This window comes from Tenacibaculum xiamenense (assembly GCF_964513065.1).
Lineage (GTDB): Bacteria > Bacteroidota > Bacteroidia > Flavobacteriales > Flavobacteriaceae > Polaribacter > Polaribacter xiamenense.
The window spans coordinates 212,956-235,032 of the sequence record NZ_CAZEQU010000010.1 but is presented as its reverse complement, the minus strand read 5'-3'; the positions used below and the strand labels follow the sequence as shown (position 1 = coordinate 235,032).

Below are 22,077 nucleotides of genomic sequence, written 5' to 3'. Positions count from 1 at the left end.
CCTTACTTATTTCTTGATTTTAGTATAAGAAAACTTATATTGTAAGTATAAGTAAGCATCTCGAGGTAAAATTTTTATCCACTTTTTATATCTTAAGAACCATTGAAAACGAATTGAGTTAAATCCATTAGTTAAATATCCAGCAACAAAAGGATGAACATTTAAAGTAATATCCTTATAACTATCTTTACTGTTAACTAATCTTTCTAGTTCAGATTCAAACTTGTCTAATAAAACAATTGGAGCTTCAACTTCTCCGTTTTTATTAGGGTTAGGTTCTCTTGTTTTTATATGTAATTCAGGTCTTACACGTTGTCTTGTAATTTGTACTAAACCGAACTTACTAGGAGGTAGTATCTTGTGTTTAGTACGGTCTAAAGACATAACTTCTTTTAAATGTTGATATAATTTTTGTCTGTTTTCAGAGCTTTTCATATCAATAAAGTCAACAACAATAATTCCACCCATATCTCGCAATTGAAGTTGCCTTGCGATTTCTGAAGCGGCAATTAAATTAACTTCTAAGGCAGTTTCTTCTTGGCTTAAAGCTTTATTAGATCTGTTACCACTATTTACATCAATAACATGTAAAGCTTCGGTGTGCTCTATAACTAAATAAGCACCCTTGCTCATTGAAACTGTTTTACCAAACGATGTTTTTATTTGTCTTTCAATACCATATTTCTCAAAAATAGGTACTTGTGACCTGTGAAATTTCACAATATTTTCTTTAGCAGGAAATATTTCCCTTAAATATTCTTTAATTTCTTGTACTAGAGCTTCATCGTTGGTTACGATACTTGTAAAAGAATCATTCATTACATCTCTTAAAATTGAAGATGCTCTATTCAATTCACTTAATATTTTTGTTGGTGTATTTGAATTTGGAATACGTTTGCACATATTTTTCCAACGATCCAGTGAATTTTGTAAGTCTTTGTCAAGTTCTGCTACTTTTTTTCCTTCAGCAACAGTACGTAAAATAAGTCCAAAACCTTTTGGTTTTATACTTTTTGCTAATCTTTTTAATCGTTCCTTTTCTTTGCTGTCAGCTATCTTTTGTGAAACTGAAATTCTATTAGAAAAAGGAACTAAAACTAAATATCTACCTGCTATTGATAGCTCAGAACTAATACGTGGTCCTTTGGTAGAAATAGGTTCTTTTACAATTTGTACTAATAAATTTTGACCTGATTTTAGTACATCTTTAATACCTCCGTCTTTGTCTATGTCCTCCTCAAAGCGGAAATTTTTTAAAGTGAATTCTTTAAATTTACCTGTGCTTACTTTTTTTATGAATTTGTTCAAAGATTGTACTTGTGGCCCTAAATCATGATAGTGTAAAAAACCATCTTTAGGATAACCAACATTTACAAACGCAGCATTTAATCCGGTCATTACTTTTCCAATTTTTGCTAGAAAAATATCACCAACCGAAAATTTATTGTCGTTTGTTTCTTTGTTTAATTCAATAAGTTTACCATCTCTCAGTAAGGCAAAATCAATATCAGAAGAATTTGACCGAATAATTAATTCTGTTTTCATCTGAATGTAATTTTTATGCCTACGTACATCATACGAAGACGGATTAAAATTTTGTAAACAGGTATTTATATACCTTTTTAAGGTGTTTAAACCTTAATGTCAATGAACTTTTTTGAGCTATATAAGCAAACGGAAAAAGTAAGCTACTGCTTACTTTTTCTTATGACGGTTTGCTCTTGCTCTTTTTTTTCTTTTGTGAGTAGAGATCTTAGCTCTCTTTCTTTTTTTACCACTTGGCATAGTTAAACTGGTTTATAAAAAGCCGGATAAACCGACTTTTTGGTTAATACTTTTATTTACAGGATCGTGTTATTTTACACTTACCTTAGTTTTCACACCTTCTGTAAACACCTTTGAAGGTTTGAAAGCTGGGATGTTGTGCGCAGGTATTTTAATAGTAGTATTCTTTGAAATATTTCTACCTGTCTTTTCTGCTCTTTTTTTGATGATGAAGCTACCAAAACCTCTTAAATATACATTGTCTCCGTTTTCCAATGCATCCTTCACTTCATCCATGAATGCTTCAACAGTCGCTAAAACATCTGCTTTTTCAATTCCACTTTTGTCCGAAATTTTAGATACGATATCTGCTTTTGTCATTATTAATATTTTTTATTTGTTTTCTTTAAAAATTGAGGATGCAAATATATGATAATTAATCTATTCCGAAAAAGTTTAAATTTAAAAAAAATCGATCAAATTCCAGTAACTTTGCAGAACTAAATTAATTTAATGGTTTTTTATAAAGAGTTAATTAACTGGTATTTACAAAATAATAGGGATTTACCCTGGCGAAAAACTAAAAATCCATACTTCATTTGGTTAAGCGAAATTATGCTCCAGCAAACGCGTGTTTCTCAAGGATTGCCTTATTTTTTGCGGTTTACAGAGGCTTTTCCAACAGTCTTTGATTTGGCAAATGCAGAAGAAGATACAGTTTTAAAGTTGTGGCAAGGACTTGGATACTACTCACGAGCTCGCAATTTACATTACACTGCGAAGTATGTTGCAAACGATCTAAATGGTACTTTTCCATCAAATTATAAAGATTTGTTAAAATTGAAAGGAGTAGGTGATTATACCGCTTCTGCCATTGCTTCAATATGCTATAATGAGCCTGTAGCAGTTGTAGATGGAAACGTTTTTAGAGTATTATCTCGTGTTTTTGGAGTGCGTACTCCTATCAATTCTACTAAAGGAATAAAAGAGTTCAAAGAACTTGCTCAGAGTTTAATTAATGAAGAACAACCAGGAAATTACAATCAAGCAATTATGGATTTTGGCGCCTTGCATTGTAAACCTCAAAATCCTTTATGTGATGCTTGTACATTTTCATCAATGTGCATGGCATTTAGTAATAATATGGTGAAAGACCTGCCCGTTAAAGAAAAAAAACTCAAAGTAAAAAAGAGGTACTTTAATTATTTGGTGATTGATACTAATGATGGTAGAACAGTTTTGGAAGAGCGAAAGGGAAAAGGTATTTGGCAAGGATTGTATCAATTTCCGTTAATTGAAACAAAAAGTTCTATTGATGCCCATGAGTTAGTTGAAAATTCTTCTTTTAATGAAATGAATTTAAATGGTGCAGTTATTAAACGTTTTAACACGAAAACAATAATTCATAAACTTTCTCACCAACATTTATACACGCAATTTTGGATTGTTTCTATTGATTCTTACAAAGAAGCAAATCTTAAATGGGAGGAGGTTTCGGAAAAACCCGTACCTGTTTTAATTGAGAAGTTTTTGAATGAATTTGTAGTGAGTAGTGATCAATAAAAGGATAAGAGAATTTTAAAACTTATTAGTGAGTAATTTTTGTATATTTGATTTTATAGGATATAATTAAGGCTATGGCAGGAACAGTAAACAAAGTAATTTTAATCGGGCACTTAGGAGATGAAGTTAAAATGCATTACTTCGAAGGAGGAAATGCTATTGGTCGTTTTCCTATTGCTACGAATGAGACATATACAAATCGTCAAACGGGTGAAAGAATCACCAATACAGAATGGCATAATATTGTCGTGAGAAACAAACTGGCTGAAATTTGTGAAAAATACCTTACCAAAGGAGATAAGGTGTACGTTGAAGGAAGATTGAAAAACAGACAGTATGAAGTAGATGGGCAAAAAAGGTACACAACTGAAATTCAAGTTCAGGATATGACGTTTTTGTCTACTAAGAAAGATCCTAATAATAACCCAGCGCCACCTCAGGTTAATCAGCAGCACGGTGCTCCTGAAAATGGTAACAATGCTTCTTCTATGCCTAACGAAGATGATGATTTACCATTCTAGTATAACTAAACTTTAAATTTTGGACTCAGAACCCGAACCGATATCATATTTATTATTGAGCACTGACTGGATTATTGGAATTAAATTGGTTGTGCTACTTCTATTATTGCTTTGTTCTGCATTAATATCAGGAACAGAAATAGCTTTTTTTTCAATTTCTCAGACTGAAATTGATGATCTGAAAGAAAAAACGAAAGGAAAAAGCACAATTGCAAAACTACTTGAAAAACCCAAAAGACTTTTAGGGACTATCTTAATAACAAACAATTTTATCAATATTTTAATTGTTCTCTTGTTTGCTTCTCTAGGAGAAGTTTTTCTTGAAGGGTATTCTGATCGAGGTAAGTTTTTTATTGAAGTTATTTTAGTAACTTTTTTAATCTTACTCTTTGGAGAAGTATTACCAAAAGTTTATGCAAACAGAAAGGCTCTAGTTTTTGCAAATATTATGGCCAAACCTGTACGCTTTTTAAGTGCAATTTTGGCTCCGTTAAGCATTCCGTTAATTAAGTTAACCAGTGTTATTGAAAATAAATTAGGAAACAAAAACAATAATTTATCCGTTGAAAAGCTTTCCCAAGCACTTGAGTTAACTTCCGATAACGCAACAACCAAAGAAGAGCAAAAGATACTCGAAGGAATTGTAACCTTTGGAAATACCGAAACGGTCCAAATTATGAAACCCAGAACCGACGTTTGCGCCATTTCTGATAGTGCTAGCTACGATGAGGTTTTAAAAGTTATTTTAAAAAATGGGTATTCTAGGAACCCTGTTTATCAAGAAAATATTGATAATATAGTTGGGGTTTTGTATGCTAAAGATTTATTGGTTCATTTAGACAAAACAAATTTTAAATGGCAAGAGCTGGTTCGCAAACCATTTTTTGTTCCTGAAAATAAAAAGCTTGATGATTTACTAAAAGAGTTTCAAGAAAAGAAAAATCATTTGGCTATTGTAGTTGATGAGTATGGAGGAACCAGTGGAATTGTTACGCTTGAAGATGTTATCGAGGAAATTGTAGGTGATATTAATGATGAATTTGATGATGAAGATTTGTTTTATTCAAGGTTAGATGAAAATAATTATATTTTTGAAGGAAAAATAACTATCAAAGATTTTTGTAGAGTTATGGAAGATGACAATGAGGATAAATTTGAAGAAGAAAAAGGAGAAAGCGAAACCCTAGCTGGATTAATTTTGGAGGCTTCAGGAAAGTTTCCCAAAAAAGGAGAGAGAATAAATTTTAGTAATTATACGTTTACTATTGAAGCGTTAGATAAACGACGTATAAAACAAGTAAAAGTTACCCGAAATGCGTAGAATGATGTTGCTGTTTATTATGGCAATTTTAGTGAGCTGTGGAGATGAAAGTATTCCAAAGCCGAAGGCTTATTTGAGTTTAGATTATCCTGTTCAAGAGTATAATATATTAGGAATTGAAAGACCTTATGTTTTCGAAATAGGTCAAAACACATCTATTAAAGAGTTACCGAAAAAATGGTTGAAAGTAATGTATCCTGAATTAAAAGCTTCAGTTGATATTACTTATAGACCTGTTAATAATAATTTACGTGAGTTATTTATTGAAGCTGAGAAACTGGTTTTAGAACATACAGTAAAGGCTGATAATATCTCATGGAGAGATTTTTCTAATACTGAACATAAAGTATATGGAAAATTATGTCATATTGAAGGAAATGCTGCTTCACAGGTGCAGTTTCACGCTACCGATAGTGCTCGCCATTTTATTAAGGGGTCCCTGTTTTTCTATGCAAAACCTAACTACGATTCTATTTATCCTGCCGTTGAATATATCAAAAAAGATATGGTTCGAATGATGGAAAGTATGAAATGGAAAGATTAGTTTCGTTGTGAATTGAAAGTTGACATTTAAGACGAAGTTTTTGCCAGTCTAATTCAAATAAGACTACAAAAAATTACGATTTGAAAAATGAAAACTATATTTTACTTGCTTTTCAACTCTCAAAAAGGATTGGAGCTTTTAGATCATTAATATGAAGATGATTTGTCTTGTAAGAGCATTGTTTTTACTATTCCGTTATGTTATTTTGTTCTTCACTGATAACAGATTTTCTGCTTTGTAACCACAAGTAAAACTGTAACCCAAATAATATTGCACCGGCTAAAAGGTGAGTTGCTTGCGTACCTAAAGGAAAATCAGCATAATACATTAAAATTCCAGTGATTGTTTCAAGAAAAATTAAGAAAACAATCCAGTTCACCAATTTATATCCTAAATCTTTAATTTGGTTCAGATAAAACATTCCTAAGTTCACTAATACAATGGCAATGGTGAAAGAGCGATGAAAATAAAATTTAAAATTTGGATCCATCAAACTATACTCTTTATTTTCAAAACCATGAAGTTTTACTTGTTGATCTATAAACTGGCGTACTTGAGTTCCTAAAGCTATTTGGACCAAAGAAAAAACAACTGAGGCTATTAGTAATTTGCTAAATAAACTATTGTATTTAACAGTATGTTCCTTAGATTCTCTAACAATAAAATGTAACCATAAAAGCAAAGCAATAATTACTAAACCAGCAACCATGTGTATGGTAATAATAGTCGGTTTTAAGTTGGTGTCCACAACAGTTTTACCCAGCCAGGCTTCAAAAAGCATCAAGAAAAAGGCCGTATAAGCTAATAAAGGAATTGTTTTATTTTCTTTCCAGAATTTAGACGCCGCGTAAACTAAAAATAAAAAAACAAACCCAGCCAATACAGAGGCTAACCTGTTTATATATTCTGTCCAAGTATGGTATTTATTAAACTTAGCATAGTCATGCTTGGTATATTTTTCCCAGTTGGAAGCATTAAAACTTTTCCCTGTAGTTAAATCACTTTCGGCAACAAATAAAGCCTCATCCTTAACAATAATCATCCCTTTTTTATAGCTTGAATTAGGGTGCCATGTAATTTGTTCTTCTGAAGTAGGAGGAATGTAATAACCAAAACATTTAGGCCAATCAGGACATCCCATTCCAGATCCAGTCATGCGAACAACAGAACCCGCTAAAAAAATTAAATAAACAGAAATTATAGAGATTTTGACTATTAAAGGAAAGCGCTTTTTCACGAGAAAAATGTATTGTTAAACAATTATATCAGGCATATAACAATGCTTCTGCAAAGTTACGGAAAACCTATAAAAAAAGTATTTAAACCCATTCTATTTAATAAGAAAAAGCACCTTGTTAAAAGATGCTTTTTAATTATTTTTTGAGTTTGAATTATCGTTGTTTAACCTCGATAATTTTTACAGGACAAGCTTTTTTTGCTTCGTTTGAGGCGTCGAAAATACTATCGTCATGCGATTTTACTGTGAAAAAACCTTTTTTCTCAGAGGAATGAAGCAATACCGACTTACCATCTTTTTTAGACATTTGAAATTGCGACGGAGCTACTTCAACACAATAATTACATCCAATGCATTTGTTACGTTGTAATGTGATAACTACCATTAGTTTGAAGCAAATTCAGTTTTAACAATCTTGTATAATTTATCCGAAGGTCTAATTCTGAAATCCAATTTCATAGTTACTTCATCTCCTTTGGTAGCCTTTTGCGCATTTTTATCATTTACAAACATACTCATTAGCTCCATTTCTCGAGCACCAGTGGTAGGTCCAGTAATTAAAATGGTATCACCAACAGAAACATCATAAGCTTCAATTTTAAACTCTCCAATTTCCGCTTTTGGGAAATAATGAACTCCTTTACCTAAGTATACTTTCTTTTGAGTAGCATGCGAACCAGGTTCTTTACTCCATTCACCTAGTTTTTGACCTAAGTAATATCCGTTCCAAAAACCGCGGTTGTATACTTTTTCAAGCTCTTGCATCCAACTAATTACCTTTTCTTTATCATAAGTACCGTTATACAAGCTATCTATAGCATCACGATAACATTTAATTACTTTGGCAACATATTCTGGAGCACGACCTCTACCTTCAATTTTTAACACCTTGATACCAGCGTCTGCAACTTGATCTAAAAAGTCAATAGTGCATAAGTCTTTTGGAGACATGATGTATTCGTTATCGAGTTCCATTTCAAATCCCGATTCCTGATCGATAACAGTATATTTTTTACGACAATTTTGTTTGCAAGCGCCTCTGTTAGCTGAAGAGTTATGTGAATGTAAGCTCATATAACACTTCCCAGAAACAGCCATGCACAACGCACCATGACCAAAAATTTCAACTTCTAACAAACGTCCAGATGGACCTTTGATTTCATCTTTTTCAATTTGATCTGTGATTTTTTTAACCTGACGTAAACTAAGTTCTCTACTTAAAACAATGGTATCGGCAAACATTGCATAGAACTTAGCCGTTTCAATATTGGTAATGTTTATTTGAGTTGATATATGCACTTCCATATTCTCAGCTCTTGCCATTGAAATTACCGCTTGATCCATGGCAATTACAGCAGAAATATCGGCCTCCTTAGCTCTTTTGATCAATGTTTTTACTATTGATAAGTCATGATCATAAACAATAGTATTTAAGGTTAAGTATGTACGAACATTTTTCTCTTTACATCGCTTAGAAATTTCCTCTAAATCATCTAAAGTAAAGTTGATTGATGCTCTAGCTCGCATATTCAATTGCTCAACACCAAAATACACCGAATCACATCCATTGTCTAAAGCAGCTTGCAACGATTCGAAGTTGCCAGCAGGGGCCATTAATTCTATCTTTTGCATAATGTTAATCCTTAAACTTTAGACTTTCCGAACGACCTTTCTTAAAAATTTTGTTGCTAGCTTGTTTACCTCTTCTCAAAGCTTTTTGTTCTTCGTATGGAAGTTGAATAATTTCTTGACACTCTTTAGAACAAGTATTTTCAGTTTCTATTCTACATTCTTCACATTGAATAAATAATAAATGACAAGCCTCGTTAGCACAATTGGTATGAGTGTCGCAAGGTTTTCCACACTGATGACATTTAGAAATAACATCATCAGAGATGCGCTCTGCGCGGCGATGATCGAAAACAAAGTTTTTACCTTTGAACTTGTTTTCTAATTTTTCCTCTTTTACCTGACGAGTATATTCTATAATTCCTCCTTCAAGTTGGAATACGTTTTTAAAACCTTTGTGTTTGTAGTAGGCTGAAGCTTTCTCGCAACGAATACCTCCCGTACAATACATTAAAAGATTTTTATCTTCTTTATGATCCTTTAAATCTTCTTCAATAATATCTAATGAGTCTCTAAATGTATCAACATCAGGAGTTACAGCACCATCAAAATGCCCAATTTCACTTTCATAGTGATTTCTCATATCAACACAAACCGTGTTTGGGTCTTCGAGCATTGCATTAAATTCCTTAGCCGATAAGTGAACACCTTTATCAGTTACATCAAAAGTATCATCGTTCAATCCGTCTGCAACAATTTTCTTTCGAACTTTCACTTTTAGCTTTAAAAATGATTTGTTGTCCTGTTCAACAGCTACATTTAAACGAATGTCCTTTAAGAAAGAAATTGAATCTAGTTGATCTTTTAGAGCTAAGAATTTTTTTGCTGGAACAGAAATTTGTGCATTTATTCCTTCGTTGGCAACATAGGTTCTACCTAGAACATCAAGTTCATTCCACTCGATAAAGAGTTTGTTTCTGAATAATGTAGGGTTTTCTATTTTGTAATATTGATAGAAAGAAATGGTAAGACGGTCTTCTCCCGCTTCGTCAATTAATTTTGCGCGTTCACTAGCGCTTAACTTGTTGTACAGTTGCATGCTATACCTTTTTAAGTTAAACAAATATTTAATGTTTTTTAAAAACGCGGCAAAGGTACTGATTTTTTGGGGTTTATTGTTTGAAATATCACTTTTAATTTATTTTTGATAAGATTTTAAACTTAGAATAAAAAAAAAGAAAATTAATATACAACCAAAGCGATTTTTTTAAACCTTTGTAATTGTTATACATAAATAACAAGTTTTAGAAAAAAATCAATTTCGAAAATATGTAACTAGCGAGTTCAAATTACGACAGAATTTAAAGGTTACATCGATCATTAAAAAAATAAAATAATAAAGAAATGAAAGTAGCGGTTGTAGGAGCTACCGGAATGGTAGGTAATGTAATGTTACAGGTATTAGCTGAAAGAAATTTTCCAGTAACAGAATTAATCCCTGTTGCTTCTGAACGTTCAGTTGGAAATCAGATAGAGTACAAAGGAACTAATTACACAGTAGTTGGTTTAGAAACAGCGGTTTCTATGAAGCCTGATGTAGCTTTATTTTCTGCTGGAGGAGGAACCTCTTTAGAATGGGCTCCAAAGTTTGCTGCAGTAGGAACTACAGTAATTGATAATTCTTCAGCTTGGAGAATGGATCCAACGAAGAAGTTAATCGTTCCAGAGATTAATGCAGGAGAGTTAACGGAGAATGATAAAATTATTGCAAACCCTAACTGTTCTACAATTCAAATGGTGTTAGCATTAGCTCCATTACATGAAAAATATAAAATCAATAGAATAGTAGTTTCTACCTATCAATCAATCACAGGAACAGGAGTTAAAGCTGTTCGTCAGTTAGAAAACGAATCTAATGGAGTTGAAGGAGAAGCTGCATATCCATACCAAATTCATAAAAATGCATTACCTCACTGTGATGTTTTTGAAGAAGCTGGTTATACGAAAGAGGAGTTAAAGTTAGTGAGAGAAACTCATAAGATTTTAGGAGATCCTAGTATCGGTGTTACAGCAACTGCAGTAAGAATTCCTGTTGTAGGAGGACACTCAGAAGCAGTGAACTTAGAATTCGATTCTCACTATGAAGTAGAGGATGTAAGATCAATTCTTTCTGAAACTGATGGAGTAATTGTTCAAGATGATATTGAAAACAATCAGTATCCAATGCCTTTCTTTGCTGAAGGAAAAGATGAGGTTTTCGTTGGAAGAATCAGAAGAGATTTATCAAGAGAAAATGCATTAAATATGTGGATTGTTGCTGATAACCTAAGAAAAGGTGCTGCAACAAATACAATTCAAATTGCTGAGTATTTAGTAGCAAATGACTTAATTAAAAATACAGTGTTAGCTTAGTAATAAGTTAAACACAAAAAATAAGAATCCTGAGTGAATAACTCAGGATTTTTTTATTGAACTCACCTTGATTTTTTGTTTTTTAGGAAATAGAAAAAGTGAAGATGAGTTCTTTTCTATATTTTTGCTTTATGGACAAAAAAACAATTATTGATAATACAATTCAGTTTGTAAAAAATACCTTGAAAGGAGCAGAAGGAGGTCATGATTTTTTTCATATTGAGCGTGTGTATAAAAACTCGTTAACTATTGCGAAAACAGAAAATGTAGATAGTTTTATCGTAGCGATGGGTGCATTGTTGCATGATATTGCTGATAGCAAATTTCATGGAGGAGATGAAACAGTAGGACCTAGGAAAGCACGTGAATTTATGGAAGGTCAAAATGTAGAGGAGTCGATAATTGTGCATGTTGAAAATATCATAAAGAACATTTCTTTTAAAGGAGGTAATTTTAACCAAGAGTTTAGCTCTTTGGAGTTAGATGTTGTTCAGGATGCCGATCGATTAGATGCCATTGGAGCTATTGGTATTGCCAGATGTTTTAATTACGGAGGTTTTAAGAATCGAGAGTTATACAATCCAGAAGTCTCTCCTAACTTGAATATGACCAAAGAAGAGTATAAAAAGTCCAAAGCGCCAACAATCAATCATTTTTATGAAAAACTACTCTTGTTAAAAGATAGAATGAACACAAAAACAGGAAAAGAAATAGCCTTGCAAAGACATAATTTTATGGAAAGTTTCCTTAAACAATTTTATAAAGAATGGGATGGGGTTTAATGTTAAATTAATATTATTTTATAATAAGATTTATGTTAAATTTTGTTTTTTAATAAAATAACGCTATGTTTGGCAAGTATTCCCAAGAAAAAAAATCTTTTTTTTCCCCTTAAGTAAAGAAATAGCATTTAAAAACTTTTTAAGTGCTATTTTTATTTTTATGAAAGATTTTAGCTATCAAATTATCTCAGAAACTTTTACCGAAAATCAACTAATGACTTTACTGAGTTTATATACTACTATTTTCGATTCTCCAGATATCGACTTCTTTAAAAACAGGATTAAGACGAAGGAAAACGTATTTGCAGTTGTAGCATTTGAGGAAGAGAACCCTATTGGTTTTAAAATAGGCTACCGATACAATCAAGAAACAATGTATAGTTGGGTAGGAGGTGTTTTAGAAACACATAGAAAGTTTGGGATAGGGCAAAAGTTGATGGAGTTGCAGCATAAAACGGCTAAAAATCAAGGGTACAAAAAAGCAAGAACGAAATCTATGAATGCCTTTAAACCAATGATGATATTAAATCTCAAAAACGGATTTAATATCATCAATGTATATACAAATGCTGTAAATCAGACTAAAATTGTCTTTGAAAAACAGCTTTAAGCTCCTGGGAAATTAGGCTTTCTTTTTTCTAAGAAAGCAGTTGTACCTTCTTTAAAATCTTCGGTGCCAAAGCTATCTCCAAATTCTGCTATTTCTGTGTCATAACCATTCACACCATCTCTGTAATTATCATTAATAGCTCTAATTGCTGCTCCGATGGCAACCGATGAGTTTTTCATAATTTTTGAAGCAAGTTTTTCTGCAAGCCCCAATAATTCTTCTTGAGAAGTTACGTGATTTACAAGTCCGTAATCTTTTGCATCAGAAGCACCAATCATGCTTGCGGTCATAATCAATTCCATAGCTCTACCTTTTCCAACAAGTTGAGGTAAACGTTGTGTTCCACCATAACCAGGAATCACTCCTAAAGAAACCTCTGGAAGCCCCATTTTTGCATTATCGGAAGCAATTCTAAAATGACAAGCCATGGCAAGTTCCAAACCACCACCTAAAGCAAAACCATTTACTGCAGCGATTACTGGAGTTGATAAATTTTCTACATAATCAAACAACATTTCTTGTCCTTTTCTAGCCAGCCTAGCGCCTTCTTCTGGAGAGAAATTAGCGAATTCTGAAATATCTGCTCCTGCAACAAAAGCTTTTTCACCACTTCCTGTAACAACAATTACTTTAATATTTGCATCGTCTTCTAGTGTTTCAAAAGCCGTATGAAGCTCTTCAATAGTGGCTTTGTTTAAGGCATTTAATTTCTTTGGACGATTAATGGTAACCGTTGCTAAACCTTCCTTTTTTTTAATTAAGATATTTTCGTAACTCATGTTTTGTTTAGTTTATTTCGTCAATATAATACAATACTATGTTTTAGGTAAAATTACGGTAAAAACGGTACCAATACCTTCAGTTGAAGTAAAACTAATTGTACCATCATAGGTTTCTATGATTTTTTTAATCATTGGAAGCCCTAATCCCATACCGCTCGTTTTTGTTGTGAATTTCGGTTCAAATACTAGTTCTTTGTTTTCATCAAGAATTCCTTTTCCATTATCAGAAACTGAAATTTTAACATTATTGCCTTCGGAACCAACTTTTACCTCAATTTTCGGAGGTGTTCCATCGTTTTTCATCGCTTGTGTAGCATTCTTAACTAGGTTGGTTACAATTCGTATTAATTGGGTTTTATCCAGGCTAGCATATAGTTCTGTTTCATTAGTGATGTATTCAATATAATCCTCAGTAAAAATGTCTAAAGAGTGTTTAACGACATCGTTTACATTTAGTTTTTCTTTCTTTTGTTTTGGCATTTTTGCAAAATCAGAAAAGGCAGATGCAATAGAACTCATAACATCTATCTGCTGTATAAGTGTTAAACTATATTCCGCAACTTTTTCTTTGATTTTAGGATCATCAGGATTAAATTTTCTTTCAAAACTTTGCACAGTAAGGCGCATTGGTGTAAGCGGATTTTTAATTTCATGTGCTACTTGTTTCGCCATTTCTTTCCAAGCTTCTTCACGTTCACTTTTTGCTAGTCTTACAGCACTTTCTTCAAGCTGATCAATCATGTTATTATACGATTCAACAAGAGAAATAATCTCTGAGCTGGCAGCATGGAGAATTATTTTTTCATTGCGTTGATTTAATCGAGTTTCTTTAATTTTTTCAGCTATCGTTTTAATGGATCTTGTGATATAACTCGAAAGGAAGTAGGCTAATACAATTGCTAGAATAAGCATTAGGCCATAGACCAAGGTAAGTCTTGATAGGAACTCTTCAAGTTCCTTGATTTGATCAGAATTATCTTGAGCTATTCGAAGCTCTAAAATTCCTATTCTTTTGAATCTCGAATCATTAATGTATGTAAATGATGATTTATGTTTTATACCATCAACTACAGTGTCTTTTTCAATTCTGTGATTTGAATTGATAGCTAAAATCTTTACCGTTTTCTCGGGTAAAGGAATTTCTTTGGCTTGATCAAAATTATAAGGAATAGATGATTTCAGAAGTTTCCCCTGCATATCGTACATAGAAATTGTGACATTGTGCACTGAAGCTATTTCATAAATCTTGTCCTGAAATATTTTTGGAAGGTTCTTAGAAGTAACAGGGTAGGTGGTTTTGCCAAGCTCTATTTTAATATTGCGAGCAGTTGCCTGTTCTTTTCTTCCAAATCGTGATTTGTTATAGTCTTTAGTTTGTTCTTCGTATTGATATACAGTTACATAAACTATGAGCATTGATGTCAATAATACCAAGAGTATCATTGATAAAAATATTCTCGTCCTTAAAGAGATGTTGTTAAAAAATGTCAATTGTTAGTTAGTCTTTTAGTTTTCATTAATAATTCATCGTCGAACTCGGTGTCATCATCCCAATCGTATATAACTTTACCTTGAAAACCTTTTTCAGTTGGTTGAATGGCATACCAAGCTTGTACTTGTTTTCCCTGATATTGATAGTCAACAAATAAACTGTCCCCTTTTGTTTTCCAATTTCCAGTAGTTTCACCTACTTTTTTCTTGTTTGCTAACAAAAACCAAGCGGAAAAAGTGCCATCTTCTTTATAAGTAGATTGTGCTTTTCCAGAGTTTGGTTTGCTAAAATCATCTTCAAACACATAAGTGCTATCCGATTTTTTAAAGGTTGGATAGGTTATTTTGATATATGATGTTTCCCAGTCCCCGATCATGAACTTTTGCAGCAAAAATTGCGCCGATTTTGTTTCTGATGAAGTTTTAGTTTGTTTTTTAGAAGAATTACACCCAGTAATTACGGTTAAAACCAATACTAATAAAATGAAAAATGGTAGTGGTTTTATGTGTCTTTTTAAGCTGTTTTGAAAGGGAGTTCGAAATTGAAAATATGATAGATTAGTTGCCATTACTAATTGATTTTTTCCTCTTTTGCATGCAAAAGACGAGTAAGTTTAATGGATAAATCTAACAAAATTATTTTAGCATTCCCGTTTCTTTCAATATGATACTGAGCATCACTTACTTCTTTTTCAATAGTTAAAATATTTCCACTGTGAACAAAAGGAGCGAATTTAGCTAGGTTAAAATTAGAGGTTTTAGTTTCTAAAAATACCAAGTCGGGAGTTCCATAATTCAATAATAGCGCTTGGCGGAAAAACTGTAAACAGTACTGGAGAAATTGCTTTTGAGTTTCTCTTCCTGATTTAGCGATTGCTTCCGACCATCCAATTAAATCTTGAATTACAGCTGCGTTTCCTTTAGCTTTAAAAGCACTTCGAATCCAAGTAATAAACCACTCTTCGTAGATAGTATCGTTTGAATCGTTATGAAAAATATGTACTGCTTTGTTATAATTACCTTCCGATTGGTGTGCTATTTTCAACGCTTCATTTTCATTAACGCCTTCATTTTTTACAAGTGCTTTTACAATATTGTCTTCACCTAAAGCAGGGAAATGCAAAGCTTGGCACCTCGATTTAATCGTATTGATAATTTGCCCTTCATCTTCGGCAACTAATAAAAAAATAGTTTTACTTGGAGGTTCTTCTATAAGCTTTAAAAGTTTATTTGAGGCAGCAATATTCATTTTTTCTGCCATCCAAATAATCATAATTTTAAAACCTCCTTCGTATGACTTTAATTGAAGTTTTTTAACAACATCTTCGGCTTCATCAACACCAATTTGACCTTGTTTGTTTTCAACACCAATATGTTGAAGCCAGTTGTATAAACTTCCATAAGGTTGCTCTGCTAAAAACGAACGCCATTCTTCCAAGAATAAATTACTAACAGGATGGCTTTTTACCGAATCTGTTGTTGTAACAGGAAAAGCAAAATGCAAGTCTGGATGTTGAAGTTTTTTACACTTTATTTGACAAGCTTCTGGATTATCTGAAAAGCTACATAAAATATGTTGAGCATAAGCTATTGCCATAGGTAACCCCCCAGTTCCTTCTTTTCCGATGAATAACTGCGCATGAGGAATTCTACCATTTTCAGCAGATTTTTTTAAATGCTCTTTAATATGTTCTTGTCCGATAATGTCTTCAAAAGTCATAGTACAAATATACGGTTTCATCTGTTTAATTTTTACTGTTTTTTTGAAGGCAGATGTAAGTCGCCAGCAATCATTTGAATAGGAGTAAAAGGTTTATTCTGTGTTGATTTTCTTCAGAATCAGAAACCATGTTTAGAAATTAATTTAATCGCAGAGCGATAACCAAGGGCTCAATTCCTCCGAGGCTTGCTTCGAAATATAAATTATGAATCTAACAGATACCCGTATGCTTAAATCGGGGCAGTTAATTAAATTTTTGAACCTAATTTTTAAGGGGGTTGAAGTTGTTTTGGAATTAACCTCTTTACAAAAAGAGTTTAAAAAGAATCTTTTGTACAGATTATTTTGGTGTTAAATTACAAGGTTATTGTATCTGCATAAGTTTAGAATGGTTCTATTTTGGTATATTTGCTAGCCAAATCGTTATTATTTTTGAACACAATCGCTACGCTACAAATCGGAGAAAAAGGAATCGTATCTGAGGAATGCTTGGATAGAATACCATTAAAGTTATTAGAAATGGGGTGCTTGCCTGGTGCCGAGGTAGAGCTACTACAAATAGCTCCATTAAATGATCCAATGTATATATGCGTTAATGGAAGCCATCTTGCCATTCGTAAAGAAACCGCTTGCCAAATTATAGTTACTAAAATTTAAAAATAAACAATGAGTAATAAATTAAAAGTAAGCTTAATTGGAAATCCGAATACAGGTAAAACATCATTGTTTAATGAGTTAACGGGGTTGAATCAGAAAGTTGGTAATTATCCAGGAGTAACGGTTGACAAAAAGCAAGGAGTATCAAAATTAAATAGTACCACTTCTGCTTTAATTACGGATTTGCCTGGAACTTACAGTATCAACCCTACATCAATTGATGAAAGCATCGTACTTAAGTCGTTGTTGAGCAATAATTCTAATGATATTCCTGATGTGATTGTATTGGTAGCGGATGTAGAAAACTTAAAAAGAAACTTACTTTTATTTTCTCAAATTCAAGATCTGGAAATTCCTGTGATTCTTGCTGTTAATATGGCGGATCAAATGGGTAAAAAAGGAATTTCGATTGATTTGGACGCTTTGGAAACTGAATTACAAACCAAGGTTGTTCTAATTTCCGTTCGAACCAAAGAAGGGATTCAAGAATTAAAACAAAGCATCGCCGATTTTTCAGAGTTAAATACGCATTCTAATTTTAAAAGTTTTAATGAAAAAATTGACACTGAATATTTTTCTTCTTTAGAAAAAGTAAGTAGCCGTTTTACAATATATGAGTTATGGTTAATGTTAACAAAAAACCACGATGTTAAGTTATTGCCAGAGGAGATTGAAGGATTAAACTCATTTAAAAAAGACGTTTCAAAACAAAAGAGATATCAACACAAAGAAACAATATATAGATACCAAAGAATCAATGAAGTTTTAAAGAAAACGTATAGTGTTGACAAAGAAAAAGCATCTGACTTAAGAAGTAAGTTAGATAAGGTATTTACCCATAAAATATTTGGGTATGTAATATTTTCGGGACTGCTACTCTTAATTTTTCAGTCAATCTTCGAATGGTCTTCTACACCAATGGATTTCATTGATGGATTATTTGCAGATATAGCAGATTATGTAAAAGGAATATTGCCAGAAGGCATGTTTACCGATTTATTAACGGAAGGCGTTATACCTGGTATTGGTGGCGTTGTTATTTTTATTCCACAAATAGCAATTCTGTTTTTGTTTATTGCCATTTTGGAAGAAACAGGTTATATGAGCAGGGTTGTTTTCTTAATGGATAAAATTATGCGTCGTTTTGGAATGAATGGTAAAAGTGTGATTCCTTTAATTTCTGGAACGGCTTGTGCAATTCCAGCTGTAATGGCCGCCAGAACTATTTCAAGTTGGAAGGAACGTTTAATCACCATATTGGTAACACCTTTTACAACATGTGCAGCTCGATTACCTGTATATGCTATTTTAATAGCGTTAATCATTCCAAATAAAAAGTTGTTTGGAATTTTTAGTTTGCAAGGACTTACCTTACTTGGTTTGTATATTTTAGGATTTGCCACGGCGGTAATCGCCGCAATAATTTTACACAAGCAGCTTAAAATTAAGAGCAATAGCTTTTTTGTGGTTGAAATGCCAGACTATAAATTACCATCTGCCAAAAACATTTTCTTAGAAGTTTTTGAGAAAACAAAATCGTTCCTTTTTGATGCAGGTAAAATAATCCTAGCGATCTCTATAATTTTATGGTTTTTGGGTTCTCATGGGCCCTCTTCTTTTGATAATGTAGAGAAAGAAGTAACCGAAAAATATGCTGATGCAGGTATTTCGGAAGCAGAGTTGGAGCAAAAAATAGCATCAGGTAAACTGGAAAACTCTTATTTAGGTGTAATGGGAAAGGTAATTGAACCGACTGTTGAACCATTAGGATACGATTGGAAAATAGGAATTGGGTTAATAGCTTCTTTTGCCGCAAGAGAGGTGTTTGTAGGTACTTTGGCAACCATTTATAGTGTTGAGAGTGACGACGATGATACCACGACAATCAAAGAAAGAATGGCTTCGGAAGTAAATGCAAAAACGGGAAAGAAACGATTTAACTTTGCCACAGGAATATCTTTACTACTTTTTTACGCTTTTGCAATGCAATGTATGGCAACTTTGGCCATAGTAAAACGAGAAACAAAGAGCTGGAAATGGCCTATGATTCAATTAATAGGAATGGGAGTTTTAGCATATGTTTCAGCTTTAATATCATATCAAATTTTAAGTTAATGCAAGAAGTATTAACATATATCGCAGTTGTTGGAGCTTTATTTTTTTTAGTAAGAAAGTTCTTCTGGAAGTCTAAAAAAAGCAAGGGCTGCGACACAAATTGTGGGTGTGGGTAATACGTAGTTGAAGTTTTATTGCTTATTAACGAGTAAATTAAATAGCATTTAAAAACGATCCAATTGACCGCCGGAACCACAATCCAGAGGTCTAAATAAACTCAAAAAAATGAGTTTTTAAATCATAAATATAGTGTAAAGTGTATGTTTCAGTAAATAAGGTAGTTATATCGTACGCCATTTCTACTACATGCATACAACATAAGTACTTCACCAACTTTTTGTGCGGAATTCAGCTATATATTTGCAGTGTAATTAATATGATTCTCCCCAACGTATTAATTACTCCCCCTTTAAAAAATAAAGAAAACAAAAGCAACAAGCTACCAGAACATCCCCCCTCATAACGTTTTGGTAGCTTTTTTATTTTTTCAGCATATTACATGTAATCCTCAAAATTTATTACTTCTATGCTTTTATTGAATAAAAGTCATTCTATATATACATTGAAGTTAGATATTAAGAAAAGAGTCTATTTTCGACCGAATTGTCGATATTAAACTAATAAAAAATTAGGGTTGAATAAAAAGAAAAAATGTCTCAGGGGATTCTATAATTGAAATGCTAAGACATTTTTAGGGGAATAAATTAATATACAAGATAGATTAAAAGTAAGAAAAATATTTTAAAAATCAAAAAAGAAGAGAAATAAAAGTGTAAAAAGGCTACTCTTTAATAATAAAGATTTTAATTCTAACAGATTTCCTGTACTATTGTAATTGAAATAGCTACAACTAACCAAACCGATATGACACTACGAATTCTGCTAGTACTTTATGTACTTGCCAGCTTACCAATCCATAGTCAAAATAAACCCATTTGGACATTTGTAACTAGTAATAGAGTGTATTCTTCACCTGTTACTGAAAATAATGTTTTGTACATAGGTAGTGGAGATAAACATCTATACGCACTTGATAAAAAAACAGGGAAGCAAATTTGGAAATACAAAACGAAGGGAGCTGTACATTCAACTCCATATATTCATAATAATTTGATTTATTTCTCTAGTACTGATGGAAACTTATATGCCCTAGATAAAGACAAAGGAAGTCTTGTTTGGAAATTCACTGCCCAAGAAGAAAAAATGTACGATCTATGGGATTATTATCTTTCTTCTCCAATAGGAAATATCAAGACAATTTATTGGGGGAGTGCCGATGGATTTGTATATGCAATTGATAGTAAAACTGGAAAATTGCAATGGAAGTTTCAAACTGATGGTCCAGTTCATGCATCTCCAGTTTTAGATAATGAGTATTTGTATGTGGGAAGTTTTGATGGACATGTCTATGCTTTAAAAAAAGAGACAGGAAAACTAATCTGGAAATTTAAAACAGTAGGAGCTAAATATTTTCCGAAGGGTGAAATTCAAAAAGGATTGCTCTTAAAAGATGGAGCACTGTATTTTGGAAGTCGAGATTATAATATGTATGCCATTGATGCCAAAACAGGAACTGGTTTATGGAATATGAAAGAAAAAAGTGGTTGGATAGTTGCGGTACCTACAGAGCATAAAGGGACTTTATATTTTGGAACTTCTGATGCTCATTTGTTTTATGCAGTTGACAAAGAAACTGGTTTTGTAAAATGGACGGCGCCTTTGCAAATGAGAGTTTATGGTTCAGGAGTTATCTATAACAACATTATTTATTTTGGAAGTTTTGATGGAAAAATTATAGGGCTAGATATTAAAACAGGAGAAAGGAAATACGAATTTCAAACAGAAAGCAGTAAGAAAAACTACGATTTAATTTACGATAAAAACGGACATTTCAAAAAGAGCTTCCAGCTTTACGGAGACGATTTTAAAGCTTCCGAAAAACAAATTCATTCACTGGGTTCTATTCTTTCAACTCCATTTATAGAAAATGACATCATATATTTTGGTAGCTCTGATGGTACTATTTATGCGGTTAAACTATAATTAATCAGTTTATTTTTAAGATGTCCTTATTAATAAGGCTACTTATAGTTTCATCTACCCCTCCTTTTCCTGAGGTTAAGTTCGGGGGTATTGTCTATTTAAACTTTTAAAAACTTTTTGTTTCTTGAATTGATTTAAAGCTTTATCGGAATAAGTTTTATAGTGGTGAACTTTTGCCAAAAACCAAACAACTAATGACTAACAATTTTTTACTTCCGTTTTACTTTTTTATTTGGTGCATGGTTTATTTATTCATTTTTTTCTTAAGAAGGAGAAAGTGGTTTAGAAAAAGAAACCAGAGAATTATGGCGCTATCAATGATATATTATAGTGTAATCCCAGTGATTTCTATTATTTACCTAGGCAATCAAATGTATTTTACTGATTTAGGATACGGAACTTTAAATCATCATTTAATGTTTGCTAGTGCTGCCTTTTTTCTGTTTATTCTATTAGAAAAAATCCGAGCTAAGTTAATTGATACGAGTCTTTTTTTACATCATTTTTGTTTTGCGATAGCAATCCTATATATAGAAAACTTGTCGTACTATGAATCTTATGTGTTGTGGTTGCTAGTGATGCCTGTGACATCAGTTTTTAATAATATCTTATCCATTATTCAAGGAGATTACAAAACCTATAAAAGATATAAGTACAATTTGATAAGAATTGATTTTTTCGGGTTTGTGGTATCAAGATTGGTGTTTCCAATTATATTTTTTGTCTATTCATTAAATGTAGAATTAGCAAAAAAATCAATTGATATGTATGCCGTTGTTATCTTTTTTGTTTGTCTATTGTCAATTAGTTTAAACCTTTTTTGGTATAAAAAACTTAAAGTTCGATATATCAAAAATAAAAGCCATAAGTCTTATTCCAAATATTCTACACTTGTCGGGTAAGAGATTAAGTTTCATGACTACATATAATTCCTATTTTTGTTAAT

22 protein-coding genes are annotated in these 22,077 nt (G+C 32.3%); 12 read left to right on the top strand and 10 right to left on the bottom strand.

Going from position 1 to position 22,077, the window contains the following annotated elements; all coding sequences use genetic code 11:
* Positions 1 to 6 precede the first annotated feature (6 nt).
* On the bottom strand, positions 7 to 1,545 hold the full coding sequence (locus ACKTTV_RS03005) for an Rne/Rng family ribonuclease (protein ID WP_408029325.1): 1,539 nt from the start codon (positions 1,543 to 1,545) through the stop codon (positions 7 to 9).
* 309 nt (positions 1,546 to 1,854) lie between these two features.
* The gene (locus tag ACKTTV_RS03000; RefSeq protein WP_408029324.1) at positions 1,855 to 2,145 is read right to left on the bottom strand and encodes an HU family DNA-binding protein; all 291 of its coding nucleotides are present in this window, start codon (positions 2,143 to 2,145) and stop codon (positions 1,855 to 1,857) included.
* Between the two features lie 132 nt (positions 2,146 to 2,277).
* Between ACKTTV_RS03000 and mutY the strand changes: the two genes are divergently transcribed.
* The 4 genes from mutY to gldD all read left to right on the top strand — a co-directional run bounded on the left by mutY (position 2,278) and on the right by gldD (position 5,713).
* Positions 2,278 to 3,327, top strand: coding sequence for an A/G-specific adenine glycosylase (gene mutY, locus ACKTTV_RS02995; protein WP_408029323.1), 1,050 nt, complete (start codon positions 2,278 to 2,280; stop codon positions 3,325 to 3,327).
* A gap of 74 nt (positions 3,328 to 3,401) precedes the next feature.
* Positions 3,402 to 3,848 carry a single-stranded DNA-binding protein gene (locus tag ACKTTV_RS02990; protein ID WP_408029322.1) on the top strand — a complete coding sequence of 149 codons (447 nt, stop codon included), beginning with the start codon at positions 3,402 to 3,404 and terminating at the stop codon, positions 3,846 to 3,848.
* 19 nt (positions 3,849 to 3,867) lie between these two features.
* The gene (gldE, locus tag ACKTTV_RS02985) at positions 3,868 to 5,169 is read left to right on the top strand and encodes a gliding motility-associated protein GldE (RefSeq protein ID WP_408029321.1); all 1,302 of its coding nucleotides are present in this window, start codon (positions 3,868 to 3,870) and stop codon (positions 5,167 to 5,169) included.
* The gene (gene gldD / locus ACKTTV_RS02980) at positions 5,162 to 5,713 is read left to right on the top strand and encodes a gliding motility lipoprotein GldD (protein ID WP_408029320.1); all 552 of its coding nucleotides are present in this window, start codon (positions 5,162 to 5,164) and stop codon (positions 5,711 to 5,713) included. The genes gldE and gldD overlap by 8 nt, the downstream gene beginning before the upstream one ends.
* Before the next feature lie 187 nt (positions 5,714 to 5,900).
* On the opposite strand, the gene ACKTTV_RS02975 is transcribed toward gldD, so the two are convergent.
* From ACKTTV_RS02975 to trhO, 4 genes are all read right to left on the bottom strand, one after another.
* On the bottom strand, positions 5,901 to 6,950 hold the full coding sequence (locus tag ACKTTV_RS02975; RefSeq protein ID WP_408029319.1) for a COX15/CtaA family protein: 1,050 nt from the start codon (positions 6,948 to 6,950) through the stop codon (positions 5,901 to 5,903).
* 154 nt (positions 6,951 to 7,104) lie between these two features.
* A complete protein-coding gene (locus ACKTTV_RS02970) occupies positions 7,105 to 7,335 on the bottom strand; it encodes a ferredoxin (RefSeq protein ID WP_408029318.1) in 231 nt (76 codons plus the stop codon).
* Complete coding sequence (locus tag ACKTTV_RS02965) at positions 7,335 to 8,582, bottom strand: peptidase U32 family protein (protein ID WP_408029317.1); 1,248 nt, start codon at positions 8,580 to 8,582, stop codon at positions 7,335 to 7,337. The genes ACKTTV_RS02970 and ACKTTV_RS02965 overlap by 1 nt, the downstream gene beginning before the upstream one ends.
* A gap of 4 nt (positions 8,583 to 8,586) precedes the next feature.
* Positions 8,587 to 9,618, bottom strand: coding sequence for an oxygen-dependent tRNA uridine(34) hydroxylase TrhO (gene trhO / locus ACKTTV_RS02960; RefSeq protein ID WP_408029316.1), 1,032 nt, complete (start codon positions 9,616 to 9,618; stop codon positions 8,587 to 8,589).
* 305 nt (positions 9,619 to 9,923) lie between these two features.
* On the opposite strand from trhO, the gene ACKTTV_RS02955 reads away from it, so the two are divergent.
* The 3 genes from ACKTTV_RS02955 to ACKTTV_RS02945 all read left to right on the top strand — a co-directional run bounded on the left by ACKTTV_RS02955 (position 9,924) and on the right by ACKTTV_RS02945 (position 12,323).
* Positions 9,924 to 10,931, top strand: a complete 1,008-nt coding sequence (locus ACKTTV_RS02955) for an aspartate-semialdehyde dehydrogenase (RefSeq protein WP_408029315.1) — start codon at positions 9,924 to 9,926, stop codon at positions 10,929 to 10,931.
* 131 nt (positions 10,932 to 11,062) lie between these two features.
* Positions 11,063 to 11,713 (top strand): HD domain-containing protein, encoded by a 651-nt coding sequence (locus ACKTTV_RS02950; protein WP_408029314.1) that lies wholly within the window; start codon positions 11,063 to 11,065, stop codon positions 11,711 to 11,713.
* A gap of 160 nt (positions 11,714 to 11,873) precedes the next feature.
* Positions 11,874 to 12,323 (top strand): GNAT family N-acetyltransferase, encoded by a 450-nt coding sequence (locus ACKTTV_RS02945; protein WP_408029313.1) that lies wholly within the window; start codon positions 11,874 to 11,876, stop codon positions 12,321 to 12,323.
* Here ACKTTV_RS02945 and ACKTTV_RS02940 read toward each other — a convergent pair.
* The 4 genes from ACKTTV_RS02940 to ACKTTV_RS02925 are packed head-to-tail and all read right to left on the bottom strand — an operon-like array spanning position 12,320 to position 16,316.
* Positions 12,320 to 13,102: an enoyl-CoA hydratase/isomerase family protein gene (locus tag ACKTTV_RS02940; RefSeq protein ID WP_408029312.1), complete on the bottom strand. Its 783-nt coding sequence runs from the start codon at positions 13,100 to 13,102 to the stop codon at positions 12,320 to 12,322. The genes ACKTTV_RS02945 and ACKTTV_RS02940 overlap by 4 nt on opposite strands.
* Positions 13,103 to 13,138: 36 nt before the next feature.
* Positions 13,139 to 14,548 carry a sensor histidine kinase gene (locus tag ACKTTV_RS02935; protein WP_408029311.1) on the bottom strand — a complete coding sequence of 470 codons (1,410 nt, stop codon included), beginning with the start codon at positions 14,546 to 14,548 and terminating at the stop codon, positions 13,139 to 13,141.
* A 44-nt stretch (positions 14,549 to 14,592) separates the two neighbouring features.
* Positions 14,593 to 15,165, bottom strand: coding sequence for a hypothetical protein (locus ACKTTV_RS02930; protein WP_408029310.1), 573 nt, complete (start codon positions 15,163 to 15,165; stop codon positions 14,593 to 14,595).
* A gap of 2 nt (positions 15,166 to 15,167) precedes the next feature.
* Positions 15,168 to 16,316, bottom strand: coding sequence for a DNA polymerase III subunit (locus ACKTTV_RS02925; protein WP_408029379.1), 1,149 nt, complete (start codon positions 16,314 to 16,316; stop codon positions 15,168 to 15,170).
* Positions 16,317 to 16,748: 432 nt separating this feature from the next.
* Here ACKTTV_RS02925 and ACKTTV_RS02920 point away from each other — a divergent pair, with 432 nt between their 5' ends.
* The 5 genes from ACKTTV_RS02920 (at position 16,749) to ACKTTV_RS02900 (ending at position 22,033) form a co-directional block, all read left to right on the top strand.
* Complete coding sequence (locus ACKTTV_RS02920; RefSeq protein WP_408029309.1) at positions 16,749 to 16,973, top strand: FeoA family protein; 225 nt, start codon at positions 16,749 to 16,751, stop codon at positions 16,971 to 16,973.
* Positions 16,974 to 16,982: 9 nt separating this feature from the next.
* Positions 16,983 to 19,088, top strand: a complete 2,106-nt coding sequence (feoB, locus tag ACKTTV_RS02915; RefSeq protein WP_408029308.1) for a ferrous iron transport protein B — start codon at positions 16,983 to 16,985, stop codon at positions 19,086 to 19,088.
* Positions 19,010 to 19,204, top strand: a complete 195-nt coding sequence (locus ACKTTV_RS02910) for a FeoB-associated Cys-rich membrane protein (RefSeq protein WP_408029307.1) — start codon at positions 19,010 to 19,012, stop codon at positions 19,202 to 19,204. The genes feoB and ACKTTV_RS02910 overlap by 79 nt, the downstream gene beginning before the upstream one ends.
* A gap of 748 nt (positions 19,205 to 19,952) precedes the next feature.
* A complete protein-coding gene (locus ACKTTV_RS02905) occupies positions 19,953 to 21,131 on the top strand; it encodes an outer membrane protein assembly factor BamB family protein (protein WP_408029306.1) in 1,179 nt (392 codons plus the stop codon).
* A gap of 305 nt (positions 21,132 to 21,436) precedes the next feature.
* Positions 21,437 to 22,033 (top strand): hypothetical protein, encoded by a 597-nt coding sequence (locus ACKTTV_RS02900; RefSeq protein ID WP_408029305.1) that lies wholly within the window; start codon positions 21,437 to 21,439, stop codon positions 22,031 to 22,033.
* The last annotated feature ends 44 nt before the right edge of the window (positions 22,034 to 22,077 follow it).

What these genes read in the sequence shown, in the direction of transcription:
- mutY (WP_408029323.1), top strand. Translation starts at nt 2,278, where the DNA reads ATGGTTTTTTATAAAGAGTTAATTAACTGGTATTTACAAAATAATAGG.
- ACKTTV_RS02945 (WP_408029313.1), top strand. Translation starts at nt 11,874, where the DNA reads ATGAAAGATTTTAGCTATCAAATTATCTCAGAAACTTTTACCGAAAAT.
- ACKTTV_RS02970 (WP_408029318.1), bottom strand. Translation starts at nt 7,335, where the DNA reads ATGGTAGTTATCACATTACAACGTAACAAATGCATTGGATGTAATTAT.
- gldD (WP_408029320.1), top strand. Translation starts at nt 5,162, where the DNA reads ATGCGTAGAATGATGTTGCTGTTTATTATGGCAATTTTAGTGAGCTGT.
- ACKTTV_RS02940 (WP_408029312.1), bottom strand. Translation starts at nt 13,102, where the DNA reads ATGAGTTACGAAAATATCTTAATTAAAAAAAAGGAAGGTTTAGCAACG.
- ACKTTV_RS03005 (WP_408029325.1), bottom strand. Translation starts at nt 1,545, where the DNA reads ATGAAAACAGAATTAATTATTCGGTCAAATTCTTCTGATATTGATTTT.
- ACKTTV_RS02955 (WP_408029315.1), top strand. Translation starts at nt 9,924, where the DNA reads ATGAAAGTAGCGGTTGTAGGAGCTACCGGAATGGTAGGTAATGTAATG.
- trhO (WP_408029316.1), bottom strand. Translation starts at nt 9,618, where the DNA reads ATGCAACTGTACAACAAGTTAAGCGCTAGTGAACGCGCAAAATTAATT.
- ACKTTV_RS02910 (WP_408029307.1), top strand. Translation starts at nt 19,010, where the DNA reads ATGGCCTATGATTCAATTAATAGGAATGGGAGTTTTAGCATATGTTTC.
- ACKTTV_RS03000 (WP_408029324.1), bottom strand. Translation starts at nt 2,145, where the DNA reads ATGACAAAAGCAGATATCGTATCTAAAATTTCGGACAAAAGTGGAATT.
- ACKTTV_RS02900 (WP_408029305.1), top strand. Translation starts at nt 21,437, where the DNA reads ATGGCGCTATCAATGATATATTATAGTGTAATCCCAGTGATTTCTATT.
- ACKTTV_RS02990 (WP_408029322.1), top strand. Translation starts at nt 3,402, where the DNA reads ATGGCAGGAACAGTAAACAAAGTAATTTTAATCGGGCACTTAGGAGAT.
- ACKTTV_RS02925 (WP_408029379.1), bottom strand. Translation starts at nt 16,316, where the DNA reads ATGACTTTTGAAGACATTATCGGACAAGAACATATTAAAGAGCATTTA.
- ACKTTV_RS02905 (WP_408029306.1), top strand. Translation starts at nt 19,953, where the DNA reads ATGACACTACGAATTCTGCTAGTACTTTATGTACTTGCCAGCTTACCA.
- ACKTTV_RS02965 (WP_408029317.1), bottom strand. Translation starts at nt 8,582, where the DNA reads ATGCAAAAGATAGAATTAATGGCCCCTGCTGGCAACTTCGAATCGTTG.
- ACKTTV_RS02950 (WP_408029314.1), top strand. Translation starts at nt 11,063, where the DNA reads ATGGACAAAAAAACAATTATTGATAATACAATTCAGTTTGTAAAAAAT.
- feoB (WP_408029308.1), top strand. Translation starts at nt 16,983, where the DNA reads ATGAGTAATAAATTAAAAGTAAGCTTAATTGGAAATCCGAATACAGGT.
- ACKTTV_RS02935 (WP_408029311.1), bottom strand. Translation starts at nt 14,548, where the DNA reads ATGATACTCTTGGTATTATTGACATCAATGCTCATAGTTTATGTAACT.
- ACKTTV_RS02930 (WP_408029310.1), bottom strand. Translation starts at nt 15,165, where the DNA reads ATGGCAACTAATCTATCATATTTTCAATTTCGAACTCCCTTTCAAAAC.